Below are 13,817 nucleotides of genomic sequence, written 5' to 3'. Positions count from 1 at the left end.
TTAAACAACCTCGCCCTTCAAGTCAATCATTATTTTAAAGTTCTTTCGAAATCTTTTTTTCAATGATCTTAGCACCTTACTGCTGCTCGGTGCGGAGGCGGAATCTAGGTGAACCGTCCTCGGAAGTCAACCATTTTTTTGAAGCAGTTTGATTTTTTTCGGCCCGACTCAGAAGCAGCGCAATCTTTCCTAGATTCTATGCCGGTCTTCCAGGCCCAAAACTATCCACCCTCAGGGATTCCAAAGGCCCATTAGCCGTTAGGCGAGAAGCTTTGCTTCGAGTCTTACGGATATGGAGAGCAGCGATGGCTTAGCTCCTTTGGCCGCCGGAGGCGAAATCAAATCATCAAAAGCGCGAAGCGCCTCATCTATCTCTTCAAAAAAAGCCCTGCCGAGCCGGCCATTAAGGTCTTCCTCAGCGGGGAAAGTCGTTCTAGGGAAAAGTTATGAGAGAGTCAACCGGTTTTTGAGATTATTTGTTGTATATTGAGAGATTGGTTGGGGGAATGGCTTAACGGTGCGGATCAGAACGGTTTTCTGTTCCAACAAAAAAAGGGAGCGGTTAAATCAGCCGCTCCCTACTATTCTGATCATTTCAAGCTAGGATCTGCTGAAGCGTCTCTTCAGCCCTGCCAATGCGGCAAGCCCTGCTCCCAAAATCCAGACACCCGCAGGAATCGGGGTTGGAGCAGTGTTGAGACTTTTTTCGACAATATAACCATTGATATTGCCCAGACTGGCTTCATCGTTCCATTGCCACTGCTGAGACTGCCTGATTCCAAGATACTTCTCATCTCTTCCGGCATAGTTGTTGGCTTCAGTTGCGTACCAGTCGCTATAGTTCCATTCTTCTCCCGTTACCCAATTCCAATTATCCTTTGGAGCTGAGAGTCCGGGATCGGAACTCTGAAAACCACCCAGCCAAAGTTCGCCTTTAGCACCGTTAAGAACTGTACTCTGGATGAAATTACGTTCATCAGCAGAAGTGATCGTTGCCAGATGCCCGCCGGATGCCTCTGCAGCAGCCTTGGCGCTATCCCAGCTTATGCTCTTGTCGTACACAACCCAATACTCGGAATTACCGAATGAAAAGGTTGCGGCCGCGACTGGCATGGCTGTAAGCAGCATAACAAATAATACAGATACCTTGAAAATAGTATTCTTCACGCTCCCCTCCTACGCTCCAACTTTCAAAATAACCAAAGAACACTATATTTAAATCAAGATTGTGTAAATTCGTATTATAAACACAACACCATAATTGCTACTTGCTAAGCAAAGTGTCCAGCACTTCTACAGCTTGAGCTGGATTAACGCTCACACCAGCCTTAACCTTCGTGGATGTGGATTTCTTGCTATAGGTATTTCCATTCCATGATTCGCTGGATGAGCCGGACTTTCCGGTAACTCCACCGTGAACAGTCGGGGCAGCCATGGCACCGGCCTTGAGTGCGTCCTTCAGGAAATCATCCTGATTCATCTGCACGGGGGTGGCGGTCTCAACATTTGAAGTATCACCGGTCAGCATGGAAGTAGATGCTCCATTACCCAATATCTGCCATTTGCCATTCCCTACCCTGCTGGCCCTGGCATCGTAAGATGAAGTCTGTCCGCCGGAAGTCATCTTCAACAGAAAAGCACGGGTCGGGTCACTGTAGCCGGAAAGAACCTGTCCGACAGTGACAACATATTTGATTCCGGTCTGGGAATTATCCCAATTGAAAGTTGTGCCGGTCTTCATGCTTTCCAGAATATAACTTATCTGAGCACGGTCGGTATCAGTAAGGTTCATGATGTCCGGAGCGGTCGAGCCGGAAATCTGGGCATTTGCCTGCGGAGTCTTGGGAACAAGCTGAACAGATACTGCCGACGGAGACAGAACATAGGCGTCTCCGGTCTGCTCCTGCGAATCCATGGAATTAACGCCCTGCATTATCCCCCAGGCAGTCTTGTCTCCCCCGCTTCCCACAGCCATTGAAGAAGACTGCATTCCTCGAGATACGGCCTTCATCATAACCTTTTGCTGCTGGTAGATCCGCTTGATAATTATATCCTGCTGCCGGAAATCATCCTTAGTAACCGTAATGATATGGTCGGCGTTGCATGCGAGTTCAACAGTACAGGGAGAGGTACAGGAAACCTTTCCATCAGCATATACTGTGGCGCCCATAGGGTTAGTGGAAACCGGAATGGACTGGGTTTTAATAACCGGAGCACACCCTGCGGCAACGGCCAGACCTAACAAAGCTGCGACAAATCTTATTTTCATAATGCCCCCTTTAATGGCAGTCACGATAAACTAAAATTTAAAATAAAAAAAGGCGCGGTAATCCGCGCCTTTTGAAGTAAGCAACTATGCTTTCTTAACCTTGTTCCCTTCACCAAGAAGAACCACTTTCGGCTTATGCAGTCCGAGTTCGTCCTCATCCAGCCAGGTGTAGGTACAGATGATGATCTTCTGTCCGGCCTCGCCCTTGTGGGCAGCTGCACCGTTAAGACAGAATTCTCCGGGGCCGCCTTCAATGGCGTAAGTGGTAAGCCTTTCCCCGTTGTCCACGTTGAGAACATCGACTCTCTCATATGGAAGAATACCGGCTTTTTCCAAAAGATCCACATCAATGGAAATTGAGCCTTCATAATCGACATTGGCATCGGTGATGGTGGCTCTGTGGATTTTAGATTTCAAGAGGCAACGCATGCCCATAATTTCCTCCTTCAGGAGCATTAAACAAATTCCTGAGCAAAAGCCGATAGCATGCTATCCAGAAGTTATCAACCATCTATATGAGCCTCAAAAATGATGCCCTGATTCGATAGAAATCCTCAAACCCGACTTATACACACGGAACCAGCTAAAACGGATAAGTTTATTCGAAAACCACAAAAAAAGGCCGGAGAAATCCGGCCTTCATTACGATCATATAATATGAAACTAGCTGCGGGCAAACCTGCGCCTTACAAACGCGAGCAAAGAAAGCCCGCCACCGAAAATAAGTACTGCACCGGGAATGGGAGTGGGGGTATGGCTTATATCACCTTTGGTGTAGTACCAGTTTTTATTCTGATAGTAGTTTGTCCCGGTTAAAGTGGTCTGCTTGCTTACTTCAGCCCACTCAACGGCAAAATCGGTCTTTGTACTGGGTGCGGTAAACTGCAAGTGTGAGTAAAGAGTCTGGACATCCAGTTCCGGCCCCGAAAAGATGACACTTTTCCGGGAATCATCCACATATCTCCATGTCCAGCCGTCAGTCGACTGCCCATTATTGATTTTCACGCTCTTGATGGACACACTGGGATCATTCACCCAGAGTTGCATGGTGTGAACGTTGGAATTCTCGTTATACCAGTTTTTGGCATTGATAGTTGAAGCCCCGGCAACAGAAGCAACAATAAAACTGCCCAGAATTGCGAGCAGCAGCGCGAATTTGAACTTTTTCATAAAACCTCCCCGAAAGAATCAGCCGCCACCCACAGCGGGAAATATACCAACTCTGTCCCCGTCGGACAGCACTGCGTCAAATTTGGATGAAACGCCGTTAATGAAGACAATCTTGACCTCATCAATTGGAATTCCGATTTTATCCAGAACACCGCTTACAGTCTCACCTTCCTCAATGGGAAAGTTCTGTGCGTTTTCCGGACTTTTCGCAGCAAAAGTCGCATAGCAAAGTAAAGTGATCGTCATGATAGCTTGCCTGTCAGTCATTAAATCAGAACATCAGACCCAAGCCCGTTAAACGCGCTGCAGTCATGAAACCCGCCATTGGCTTAGATTTACAAAATTATCTACTTAATTAGAAAGACAAAATCAAGTCGCAGACTGAAAATTATAATAGAAAATCAGAAAAACAAAAGTCCGGCAGGGTTACCCCTGCCGGACCAAACTAGCTGTATAGACTTAACTTATGCGGAGAAAGCTTTCTCGAAGTTAGGTACAACCTGTTTTTTGCGGGACATTACGCCTTCGAGGTATACTTTGGTACCTTCGGGAGCAACGCCGAATGCTTTTTCAACAACGGAAGGATCGTCGGAAACGATGAGCATTTCGGAACCTTCTTTCATGATGTCGGTAAGCAGCAGGAAGCAGCTGTGACGGCCTTCAGCTTTAACTTTTTCAAGTTCAGCGTAGAGGTCATCTTTGATGTTGTCGAATACGGACAGGTCAACAACTTCAAGCTGGCCGATACCAACTTTGTTGCCGGACATATCGAAATCTTTGTAGTCACGGAAGATCAGTTCAGTCATGGTTGCACCGGCAACAGCAGACTTAACGTTGAACATTTCCATGCCGAGAGCCATAACATCAGCAACACCTGCGATCTTAGCCAGTTCTGCAACAGCTTCTTTATCAGCATCGGTGCAGGTTACAGACTTGAACATAACGGTGTCGGACAGGATTGCACAGAGCAGAACACCAGCAATGTTTTTGGGAACTTCTACATTGTAGAACTTGTACATTGCGTTGATAACGGTACCGGTGCAGCCAACGGGCCATACCCACATTTCGAGGGGGTTGGGGGTGGTCACATCACCGAGTTTGTGGTGATCAACTACTGCTACAACTTCACCCTTGTCGAGGTTGTCCAGGCTCTGAGCGAGGTCGGAGTGGTCAACGAGGATTACTTTCTGACCGGTAGCGTCAGTTACGATTTCGGGAGCAGCGCAACCGAACTTTTCCAGTACGAAAGCGGTTTCAGGAGCGATAGCACCCTGAGCAACAGCTTTGGTTTCTTCTTTGACCTTGGACCAGAGGTCAGCGATAGCGATTGCGGATGCAATAGTATCGGTATCGGGGTTTTTGTGTCCAACAGCAATAATAGCCATAATTAGATTCCTCCTGAAATGTGGTAGCTTAAATGAGCTTGTGTCTTCTATCACAATCTTTTTCGACTGCCAAGTCTATACGATCCCGGCAAGGATTATAAAGCCGAATAAAACCACTCCGAAGACAAAAGTGGCGTAAGCTTTACGCAATCTCAGGGCTAAAAGGCCGCCGAGGCTTGCTGCAATCCATAAAAAAGACCACTTCATATCCACTCCGGCGACCAGCGGTCCCCATTTGTGAAAAAATATACGAAGTATGTAATGAAGGACCATGGTACTTGTCCAGAAAAAAAGCCACGAAGTACCAAATGTTCTTAAAATAGATTGCAGAACGAGCCTGGCAGGCAGCTCCTCCCCTGCTTTTCCGCGCCTTGCCCAGTTGATGAGCCTGTTATGCCCGCGGTTATGCCAGCGCCTGAGGGAGAATTCCAGCCACGCGCCGATACGGGCCAGCGGCAGGCAGGCCAGTATTATGACCATGGCCTGACGGGCCTCGGTAAAGGCAAATGAGGTGCTTAAGGCAAGCGCAGCAAATGTCGGGGCAAGAATATGGGGGGGGATGTAGGTTCCGGCCGGAATATTATCAAGCCAGAACAGCTCGAAAAAGACTGCTATCTTGAGACTTGTGGCCACATCGCCGGTAACTGCGCCCCACAGGGCGCCCACAACCAGCGGCCTCTCAAGCAGGCCGGGATTTATGCTGAAACGAAAGAGGGAAAACAGCGCAAAAAAAAACCGATCACCGCTACCCAGGCGGGGAAAGGCAGTGCCAATCCTTGCAGAAAACTCATGAAAACCTCACCTGAACCGGATCATTGGGGACGCAGCGGAAATCAAGCTCAATCCCCATACCCTTGAAATAATGCAGACAGGATTCATCATCGGAACTGAGCGCCACGCTCGGAGAAATCTGTTTCTTTCCCGGTCCGTAATGGATATTCCCGATATTGACCGAATTAAAGCTGAAACCGGAATCAAGTGCCCTTCGCACGTCCGCACAGGAAGAAAAAAGAATTATGATGCTGCCGTTGCGACCATCGGAAATGGACATAACCTTGTTACCCAGGTCTTCAACCCTTGAGAAGGAACAGGAAACGGACTGCGGAATCGCCAGTGACATGATCTGCTGCTGCAGGTCATCCCCGGCCACTGCATCGTCCGCCACTATGATATGTCTGGCGTGGGTGTACGGCAACCATGTTTCAATAATCTGCCCGTGAACAAGTCTGTTATCTATACGAACCCACTGCATAACTACCCCTTGGAAGTTCGTTTTCGCAGCATTTCGCCTGCAATTACGATACCCTTGGCCCCGGCCTTGCTGACCTCTTCGGCCATGGTCTGCAATGATTCGTTCCGCTTCTGCAGTGCCTTGAGAAGCATGGGCAGACTGACCCCGGTCACAACCTCGATGTCATCGCCCTGCAGCAGGGAAAGACTCAGGTTGGTGGGAGTTCCGCCGAACATGTCAGTAAGAATCAGAACGCCGACCCCGTTGGAAACCGCGCCAATGGTCTCTTTTAGATAAACCATTGCGGCATCTATGCCCTGCGAGACATCTACACTCACCGAGCGAATATAATCCTGCGGCCCGACAATAAGTTCAGCCGCCTCAACCAGCGACTTCCCGAAGTTACCGTGGGTAACCAGAACAATTCCGATTTTACTAGATTCAGTGCCCATCAAATATCCTGATAATCAAAGCGGCTTGCCGCTATTTACTTCAGATGAATATGCTTGTGCTCAAGAGAAACAGAATAACCATTATCCTTGAGAGATGCAAATATCCTTTCGGCCGTTGCCACGGAACGGTGCCTGCCGCCGGTGCAGCCGACGGCTATGGTCAGCCTGTAGCGTCCCTCTGCCTCGTAGAGAGGAAGGACATATTGAAGGAAATCGAGATATTTCTCAATAAAAACCGAACCGGGTTCCGAGCCGAGGACAAAATCAGCTATTGCCTTGTCCTGACCGGACAACGGACGCAGCTCAGGATCGAAATAGGGGTTGGGCAGAAAGCGCAGATCCATAACAATATCGGCGGCTGAAGGCACGTCGTGCTTGAATCCGAACGACATTACGTGCACGCGCAGCCCGGAAGCCTTTTCGCTCAGTTCAGCCCATTTTTCCTGAATCCTGCGCCTCAGGTCGTGGATGGAATAAGTGGTGGTGTCAATGACCAGATCGGCCTGATTCCTGATGGCCTCAAGGATTTCCCTTTCTTTCTCAAGAGCCTGTTCCAGTCCAATATCCTTTGATTCAAGCGGATGCAGGCGACGGGTGGTGGCATATCTGCGCACAAGTTCCGGCAGCCGGGCTTCCAAAAAAAGGATGCTGGGACAGTATCCCCTTGCCTTGAGTTCCTCACGGGTGGTGTCCCAGTCGCTGCTGAATTCAAGCTGACGCAGGTCCATGCCCAGAACAAGTCCGCGGTACATATTGTCGCGGGTATTGAAGATTTCCACCAGACGCGGCAGCATGCCGGCAGGCAGACCGTCCACGCAGAAAAAGCGCAGGTCTTCAAAAACCTTTAAAACAGTGGACTTCCCGGCTCCCGAAAGGCCGGTGACAACAATAACCGGAAAACAATCTACATCGACCACCACTGCATCCTCCTTTTATTGAACATCCCGCTGCAGTAAGAATCACATAGAAATCATCAAAAACTAACCCCACGAGATACATCAAATCTTTCCGGTCTTCAACGGTCAGCCCACCTGCCGACTGTTACAAACCTGTTACGAACTCAACAGCACAAACAAAATTAGCAATGAACACCGCTCATTGCTAATTGCCTGTACCTTATTTTTAAAAGGGGTGCTGTTCTATTCGACACCGAGCAGCTTGAGCAGCTCTTCCTTATCTCCGGTTCCGATGAACTCCTGTCTGTAGACCGGGTCCTTCAACTGCCGGGAAATCTGTGCCAGAACTTTGAGATGGGCTCCGGCCCCCTGTTCGGGAGCCAGAACCATGAAGAATATCCTGCACGGCTGCATGTCCAGAGACTCGAAGTCAATCCCTTCGCCGGAGCGACCGACGATGACCACAATTTCATCCAGACCTTCGAGCTTGCCGTGGGGGATGGCTATGCCATCCCCGATACCGGTTGTTCCGAGTTTTTCTCTATCCTTCAGGACCTTGAGGGCCTTCTCAACATCCACATCCAGCCCGGAGGCTTTCAGTGCGGAGACCATCTCCCTCAACACACCGCTCTTGTCAGAGCTTTCAAGTTCATAAATTACAAGGTCCTTTGCCAGACTATCACTTATATTCATCAGTTAGTATCCTGGGTCGATCAAACCGAAGTCGCCGTTTCTGCGACGGTAAATTACGTTAATGGCTTCGTTATCCGCATTGCGGAATACGAGGAATTCATGGTCCATAGTCAGAAGCTGTTCTGCAGCTTCATCAACACTCATGGGCTTTGGTACAAAGGAGTCGGATTCAACGATCACCGGCTCCCTGTACAATTCCTCGCTGGCGTAGCTGAGAATATCCATGCGGGCGGAAGGAGCTTCGTCCTTGCGCCTATGGCTGCGCATCTTTTCACGGGCGCGGCGAAGCTGGGCTTCGAGCTTGTCCAGAACCATATCCACGGTGGAGTACATGTCCTCGGACACCTCAAACGCACTGATGTGCAGATGGTCGGAGCTCAGAATTACTTCAGCCACATGCCTGAACTTATCCACCGACAGGTTGACCTGCATTTCGGTGTTTTCAGGATTGGTCACATACTTTTCCAACTTGGAGAAACGAGTGTTTGCATATTCCTTCAGGTGTTCAGATGCATCGAAGTTCTTGAAAGTGAATGCTACGTTCATAGGGCCTCCTTCGTAATGGGTGAATATGCGTTGTTCTCCGGACTTACATGGCTAGAAAACCTTTTTTCTCTTTGAAGAGGAAGGTATCCCCATCGCTGTCCTGTACTTGGCTACAGTCCTTCTCGCTATGTTGACCTCAAGGGTCTCCTTCAGAATCTCGACGATTCTCTCGTCGCTGAGCGGCTTCTTTGGATCCTCCTCGCCGACAAGCTTCTTGATCGTCGCCTTGACGGATTCCGAACCTACCTGAGAACCGTCATCAAGACCGAGAGCACTGTTAAAGAAAAATTTCAATTCAAAGATCCCGTGCGGAGTGGACACATACTTGTTAGTTGTTATCCTGCTCACTGTGGACTCGTGCATTTCGATGTCTTCAGCAACCTCCTTCAGGATAAGCGGTTTGAGCTTGGTGACACCGTGGGCGAAAAATTCCCGCTGAAACCGCACTATGGATTCAAGTACCTTGTACAGTGTGCGCTGCCGCTGGTAGAGGCTCTTCATCAGCCACTGGGCGGAACGCATCTTGTCCTGGAAATATTCCTTGTCCTCTCCCTTGGTTGAAGCCAGCGTTTCCACATAAAAAGCGTTCATCTGAAGCTTGGGAAGGCCTTCTTCGTTAAGGACTATGACAAAATCTCCGTCATACTCGTAAACATAGGCATCCGGGCTGATGTAGTAGGACTCCCCACCGGAAAAACTCGCTCCGGGCAACGGATCCAGAGTCTGCATCAAGTCCAGGTAGCTCTTCAGGTCCTCCATGCTGAGCTTGAACTTGCGGGCCAGAGGCTTATACCGCTTCTTTTCCAGATCATCGAGGTGGTCCCTCACCAGCGAAACCAGAATCGGATCATCGTCGAGCCTCAGGGCTTCCAGCTGAATCATCAGGCATTCCTGGGGGGTACGGGCTGCCACCCCTACGGGGTCGAACCTCTGAACCTTCGCCAGCACCTTTTCCACGTCTTCGATTGCAGCATAGCATGTTTCTGCAACTTCTTCCAAGTCAATCCTTAAAAAACCTCCTGAGCTGAGGTTCCCGATAAGGCACTCCCCTATTTCAATCTCCTTCTCGCTGAGATTGGAAAGACAGAGCTGCCAGAGCAGGTGCCCCTCAAGGGAAGTAGACTTGGTAAGCCGGGCCTCAAAGGACATTCCGTCCTCAAGGGATTCCATCTCTCGCGAAGCGGACTGCTTCGACGTGCTGGAAAATTCTCCCAGATAATCCTCCCACTCGGCCTCGCGGGAAATCTGGGCTTCTTCAGCGGTGGCGGTACCAGCCTCCGCATCAGGAGCATCGGTCCTTTCCAGAGGATCAGCTTCCTCCAGAATCGGGTTCTCCATGAGCTCCTGGTGCACGGAGTCAACCAGCTCCAACCTCGAAAGCTGCAGAAGCTTGATTGCCTGCTGCAACTGCGGTGTCATCACCAGCTGCTGAGTGAGCTTTAATTGCTGCCTAAGTTCCAACCCCATAAACTTCCGCCACCTTCGTAATCATTAGTATATTCAACGTGAGTAAATTTCATTTTCGGTTTCGGAACATTTTCTTTCAGAAACTATGTTCCGAGCTTGATTTCACTATGCCACACTACAACGAAGCTTGCAACCGAGATCATCAGATTTTATTGAAATATAAGTATTTTTTTACTTATCATGCGGCATATGAAAAAAGTGTACCAATGTTCTTCACGGCTGTAAATCCGCAATAGAAAAATTAATTAAAGACTGGATGAATGCAAAAGGACAATGCAAAGACAACATACTGTAAATATTAAACATTATCATTAAGAACGGAAAGAGCCCGGTCAGATCATTCAGATGGATTCCGGCCGGTTTTTTCCAGGGGAAGGGAAATTATGAACCGCGCCCCGCCTCCGGGAGCGGAGTCCACGACAAATGTTCCGCCATGATTCTGGGTGATTATGAAGTAGGAAACCGACAAACCCAGCCCGGTACCTATCCCCGGTGGCTTGGTGGTGAAAAACGGTTCAAAGACACGCCTGCGCACATCAGAGGGGATTCCAGGTCCGTTATCGGATATCTCGACAGCAACGCCCCCGCCGGTTCTCCGCGCCACAACGCGGATGACCGGGACATTTGCGGAGTCGGCATTTCCGCTCATGGCCTGAGCGGCGTTCTTGAACAGGTTGAAAAAAACCTGCTCAATCTCAGTCCTGGAACAATTTATCTCCGGCAGATCAAGTGCATAATCGCGTTCAATCCTGATATGCAGGAAGTCGTACTTCTTCTTCAGGTCATAATCCTTTGCCGCAAGGGCAAGCGAAGTCTCCAGCAGGTCGGTTATTGCCACCTTTCCAGTTGTTGCCGATCCCGGCCTGCTGAACTCCAGCATATTGGAAACAATTTTGGCAGCGCGGCTTCCAGATTCTAGAATCCCGTCGATAATGGGCTTGACCTTTCTCTGCTGGAAATAAGACTGAAGACTTTCCATGGAGCACCCGGCCTTCATGGCCGCCTCCATATTGGACTTTATGTCGGGATGAAATTTACGCTCCAGATTCTGAGCACCCTGCAGAATTCCACCAAGAGGATTATTGATCTCATGCGCCATACCTGCAGCAAGACCGCCAACGGACATCATCTTTTCGGTCTGGACCATGATCTCCTCCATCCGCACACGGGATGTCACATCATCCAGCCGGACCACAACCCCTCCCTTTTCCGAACCGATCAAAGGGAATATGGTTATTTCATACAATTCACGCGCTCCCGGACGCAGCCTCCTGCGCTCCAATCGGTGCGAGCTCCTCAACTCAATGGACTTTGCAACCTCCATTGAAATCTCATCCTGACCGGAAAAAAAATCCTCAACCCTGACAGGCGCAATTCCTTTCGTACCATCGCCGAATATTTCAAGGGCCCGCTCATTACATTCCCGGACCACCATACCGTCATCCACCCAGATCAGTGCGGAAGGCATTGAATCAAGCACACTCTGATAAAACTCCGTAGAGACGAACAATTCGCGCTCACGTTCCCGGACCTTCTCCGACATGCTGTCAAAGACTGCTCCAAGTTCATTGAATTCCAGTATCTCGCTTTCACCGGAGCTTCCCAGCGGATATTCACCCTTGGCCACCGCCGAGAGCTTCCGGATATAGCTGGTCATCGGCCTCAGCACACTGGTGTGGAACTCGGTCCTCAGAATCAGCAGAAGAATAACAAAAATCAGTATATTCAGCAGACATATTACCAGCCCAAGGGCAATAATAGGCTGGAATATGTATCTGGCAGAACAGGCCACCACAAGCTTCCAGCCGATTCCCGGTATTACCGACATGTTCCCGAAATAACTTTCCCCGTCAGTCGTGTAGAAACGGGCCTCTCCGGAAGTTCCGTCATTCTTGAACAGATCTATCCCCCCCATGTTCGCCTGAGTGAGCACCAGATTGCGATCAGGATGAACAATAAGGTTCCCGTAGGCATCAGTAAGTATGATTATCCTGTGGGAAGCAAGGAAGCTGTAGATGAAATTCTGAAGGGCATCCAGACTCAGTTCTGCAACAAGCCTTCCTCCGCCCTCAACCGGTATACTGATATAGGCAACGAGCTTCCCGGAATGGGGAGAAATTATCGGGGAGCTCAGGACATGCTTCTCCTTGCCCGGAATCTTGAAGCGTATGGGAAAGTCCACACCTTTTATTCCATGCGGGGCCACAGCGATAATATTTTCGTTCTTATCCAGAAGAATAAGTCTTTCAAACCTGTCAAAGGCCTTATGGAATCCTGCGAAGGCACTGTGCAGCCCCTCAAGATTTCCGCCTCCTGTCATGATGACAACCGAACGCAGTACATCCTCGGCTCCGTCGATATAAAACCCCACGTTCTTCGACAAAGACCGGGAAAGCTGCATGATCTCGCGTTCCTGCAATCTCAGCTGACTGAACCCGATAATCGAAATGATTGCCGCAGTCATGATCAGCCCCGGAACGAGAATCAGCAATATGAGCTTGCGCTGAAAAAGCTGCGCAAGGGATGTCCTGCTCATTGCGCCTCTCTTGTAACTGTAACGAATTCGCCGTCCTTGACTTTAACGATATGCCCCTCCCGTTTCACGTCACCGAAATCGTCCAACTCGTAGGTACCGATTATTGTTCCTTCGAAGACCATACCGGGAAGAACCTTATCCAGTCCCTTGGTGCTCCCGCCGTTTTTCTTCACGGCATGCACAAAGACCCGCACAGCCTCGTAACTGAACACGGCAGCGAAATTGGGAGCCCAGCCGAACCGGCTGATAAATCTTTCCTCAAATTCCGCGTAACCCGGCTCTGGCCTGTCTTCAACAAAATGAACCGCGAACACTATGCCCTCAACACTCTTTCCGCCGGTCTGGATCAGCTCCTTGGTGTACCCCCACATACTGCTGAAAAGATTCCAGTCCACGCCGTTCAAACGAAGATGCTGCGCAAAAGCAGCCAGGTCACGGGCAGCACAGGCCACAACCACGGAATCAGGCTGCATCCCTTTCAACTGATCAACTATACCCTGCCAATCCACCGGCCCCTTTGACGACTCGTACCCGACTTCCCCAACAACCTCGCCTCCATTTTCCCTGAAGGTCTCCAGAAAACTGTCTTTGTAAGGCCCGGTGAAAGGCGCATTGGACCGATCCCAGACAACTGCCATTCTCTTACTGCCCATACTTCCGACACTGTGCCGGGCAAGAGAACGGGCCAGATCCGTCAGGGTTGAGATCACACGGAAAAAGTTGTCTTTCTTACCCTGCAGCAAATCAGTTGAAGTGGTCGGGGAAAGATAGACCACCTCGCTGTCCTTGAATTTTTCAAGGGCCGCCATGGACTGGGCGCTGGTCATGTGCCCCAGAATCACTGAGGCCCCTGCGGCCAGGAGTTCCGTATCGGCCTTGATGGCCCCTTCAGGAGTGTTGCCGTCGTCCCGTACCAGAAGTTCCAGCTTGCGGCCGTCGACACCGCCGGCAGCATTGATCTCTTCAATTGCCAGCAGCGCCCCGTTCCGGCCCTGTACCCCGAGGTCGGAATATTTACCTTTAAGTGTTGCGGAGTAGCCTATGATGATAGGCGAATCGGAACACGAAGCCACCGCCAGCCCCACAAGCAGTACCAATGCCGCCAGGACAAACCTTCTTCTTTCCATCAGACAACACATCGCCCTTCTCCCGCGCTAAAATTAGGGTTCTAG

The 13,817-nt window shown here is 49.9% G+C and carries 15 protein-coding genes; all 15 read right to left on the bottom strand.

All coding sequences use genetic code 11. The features are described 5' to 3' along the window. Positions 1 to 600: 600 nt before the first annotated feature. Positions 601 to 1,167: a lectin-like protein gene (locus N7E73_RS16490; RefSeq protein WP_432736018.1), complete on the bottom strand. Its 567-nt coding sequence runs from the start codon at positions 1,165 to 1,167 to the stop codon at positions 601 to 603. 97 nt (positions 1,168 to 1,264) lie between these two features. Continuing rightward, positions 1,265 to 2,269, bottom strand: coding sequence for a PEGA domain-containing protein (locus tag N7E73_RS16485; protein ID WP_432736017.1), 1,005 nt, complete (start codon positions 2,267 to 2,269; stop codon positions 1,265 to 1,267). 84 nt (positions 2,270 to 2,353) lie between these two features. Next, positions 2,354 to 2,704: an aspartate 1-decarboxylase gene (gene panD / locus N7E73_RS16480; protein WP_432736016.1), complete on the bottom strand. Its 351-nt coding sequence runs from the start codon at positions 2,702 to 2,704 to the stop codon at positions 2,354 to 2,356. A 228-nt stretch (positions 2,705 to 2,932) separates the two neighbouring features. Continuing rightward, positions 2,933 to 3,439: a hypothetical protein gene (locus N7E73_RS16475; RefSeq protein WP_432736015.1), complete on the bottom strand. Its 507-nt coding sequence runs from the start codon at positions 3,437 to 3,439 to the stop codon at positions 2,933 to 2,935. Positions 3,440 to 3,457: 18 nt separating this feature from the next. After that, positions 3,458 to 3,685 carry a MoaD/ThiS family protein gene (locus N7E73_RS16470; RefSeq protein ID WP_432736014.1) on the bottom strand — a complete coding sequence of 76 codons (228 nt, stop codon included), beginning with the start codon at positions 3,683 to 3,685 and terminating at the stop codon, positions 3,458 to 3,460. 218 nt (positions 3,686 to 3,903) lie between these two features. Continuing rightward, positions 3,904 to 4,824: a manganese-dependent inorganic pyrophosphatase gene (locus N7E73_RS16465; protein WP_432736013.1), complete on the bottom strand. Its 921-nt coding sequence runs from the start codon at positions 4,822 to 4,824 to the stop codon at positions 3,904 to 3,906. Between the two features lie 75 nt (positions 4,825 to 4,899). Continuing rightward, a complete protein-coding gene (locus N7E73_RS16460) occupies positions 4,900 to 5,547 on the bottom strand; it encodes a PTS sugar transporter subunit IIC (protein WP_432738884.1) in 648 nt (215 codons plus the stop codon). Positions 5,548 to 5,611: 64 nt separating this feature from the next. Next, a complete protein-coding gene (locus N7E73_RS16455; protein ID WP_432736012.1) occupies positions 5,612 to 6,076 on the bottom strand; it encodes a PTS sugar transporter subunit IIB in 465 nt (154 codons plus the stop codon). 2 nt (positions 6,077 to 6,078) lie between these two features. Continuing rightward, positions 6,079 to 6,507, bottom strand: a complete 429-nt coding sequence (locus N7E73_RS16450) for a PTS sugar transporter subunit IIA (protein ID WP_432736011.1) — start codon at positions 6,505 to 6,507, stop codon at positions 6,079 to 6,081. A 35-nt stretch (positions 6,508 to 6,542) separates the two neighbouring features. Then, the gene (gene rapZ, locus N7E73_RS16445; protein WP_432738883.1) at positions 6,543 to 7,424 is read right to left on the bottom strand and encodes an RNase adapter RapZ; all 882 of its coding nucleotides are present in this window, start codon (positions 7,422 to 7,424) and stop codon (positions 6,543 to 6,545) included. A gap of 222 nt (positions 7,425 to 7,646) precedes the next feature. Further along, positions 7,647 to 8,096, bottom strand: coding sequence for a PTS sugar transporter subunit IIA (locus N7E73_RS16440; RefSeq protein WP_432736010.1), 450 nt, complete (start codon positions 8,094 to 8,096; stop codon positions 7,647 to 7,649). A 3-nt stretch (positions 8,097 to 8,099) separates the two neighbouring features. Then, entirely contained in the window at positions 8,100 to 8,642 is a 543-nt protein-coding gene (gene hpf / locus N7E73_RS16435) for a ribosome hibernation-promoting factor, HPF/YfiA family (protein ID WP_432736009.1), read from the bottom strand. A 51-nt stretch (positions 8,643 to 8,693) separates the two neighbouring features. Beyond that, complete coding sequence (gene rpoN / locus N7E73_RS16430) at positions 8,694 to 10,109, bottom strand: RNA polymerase factor sigma-54 (RefSeq protein ID WP_432736008.1); 1,416 nt, start codon at positions 10,107 to 10,109, stop codon at positions 8,694 to 8,696. 337 nt (positions 10,110 to 10,446) lie between these two features. Beyond that, complete coding sequence (locus N7E73_RS16425) at positions 10,447 to 12,645, bottom strand: sensor histidine kinase (RefSeq protein WP_432736007.1); 2,199 nt, start codon at positions 12,643 to 12,645, stop codon at positions 10,447 to 10,449. Then, positions 12,642 to 13,772 carry an ABC transporter substrate-binding protein gene (locus N7E73_RS16420; protein ID WP_432736005.1) on the bottom strand — a complete coding sequence of 377 codons (1,131 nt, stop codon included), beginning with the start codon at positions 13,770 to 13,772 and terminating at the stop codon, positions 12,642 to 12,644. Before N7E73_RS16420 ends, N7E73_RS16425 begins: the two co-directional genes overlap by 4 nt. Positions 13,773 to 13,817 lie beyond the last annotated feature (45 nt).

It is taken from the genome of Maridesulfovibrio sp. FT414, assembly GCF_050916235.1.
Lineage (GTDB): Bacteria > Desulfobacterota > Desulfovibrionia > Desulfovibrionales > Desulfovibrionaceae > Maridesulfovibrio.
This window is presented reverse-complemented; position numbering and strand designations above follow the sequence as displayed.

Bases quoted from the DNA above. Each gene is read 5' to 3' on its own strand.
- N7E73_RS16485 (WP_432736017.1), bottom strand. From the start codon at position 2,269: ATGAAAATAAGATTTGTCGCAGCTTTGTTAGGTCTGGCCGTTGCCGCA.
- panD (WP_432736016.1), bottom strand. From the start codon at position 2,704: ATGGGCATGCGTTGCCTCTTGAAATCTAAAATCCACAGAGCCACCATC.
- N7E73_RS16475 (WP_432736015.1), bottom strand. From the start codon at position 3,439: ATGAAAAAGTTCAAATTCGCGCTGCTGCTCGCAATTCTGGGCAGTTTT.
- N7E73_RS16470 (WP_432736014.1), bottom strand. From the start codon at position 3,685: ATGACGATCACTTTACTTTGCTATGCGACTTTTGCTGCGAAAAGTCCG.
- N7E73_RS16465 (WP_432736013.1), bottom strand. From the start codon at position 4,824: ATGGCTATTATTGCTGTTGGACACAAAAACCCCGATACCGATACTATT.
- N7E73_RS16455 (WP_432736012.1), bottom strand. From the start codon at position 6,076: ATGCAGTGGGTTCGTATAGATAACAGACTTGTTCACGGGCAGATTATT.
- N7E73_RS16450 (WP_432736011.1), bottom strand. From the start codon at position 6,507: ATGGGCACTGAATCTAGTAAAATCGGAATTGTTCTGGTTACCCACGGT.
- N7E73_RS16440 (WP_432736010.1), bottom strand. From the start codon at position 8,096: ATGAATATAAGTGATAGTCTGGCAAAGGACCTTGTAATTTATGAACTT.
- hpf (WP_432736009.1), bottom strand. From the start codon at position 8,642: ATGAACGTAGCATTCACTTTCAAGAACTTCGATGCATCTGAACACCTG.
- rpoN (WP_432736008.1), bottom strand. From the start codon at position 10,109: ATGGGGTTGGAACTTAGGCAGCAATTAAAGCTCACTCAGCAGCTGGTG.
- N7E73_RS16425 (WP_432736007.1), bottom strand. From the start codon at position 12,645: ATGAGCAGGACATCCCTTGCGCAGCTTTTTCAGCGCAAGCTCATATTG.
- N7E73_RS16420 (WP_432736005.1), bottom strand. From the start codon at position 13,772: ATGGAAAGAAGAAGGTTTGTCCTGGCGGCATTGGTACTGCTTGTGGGG.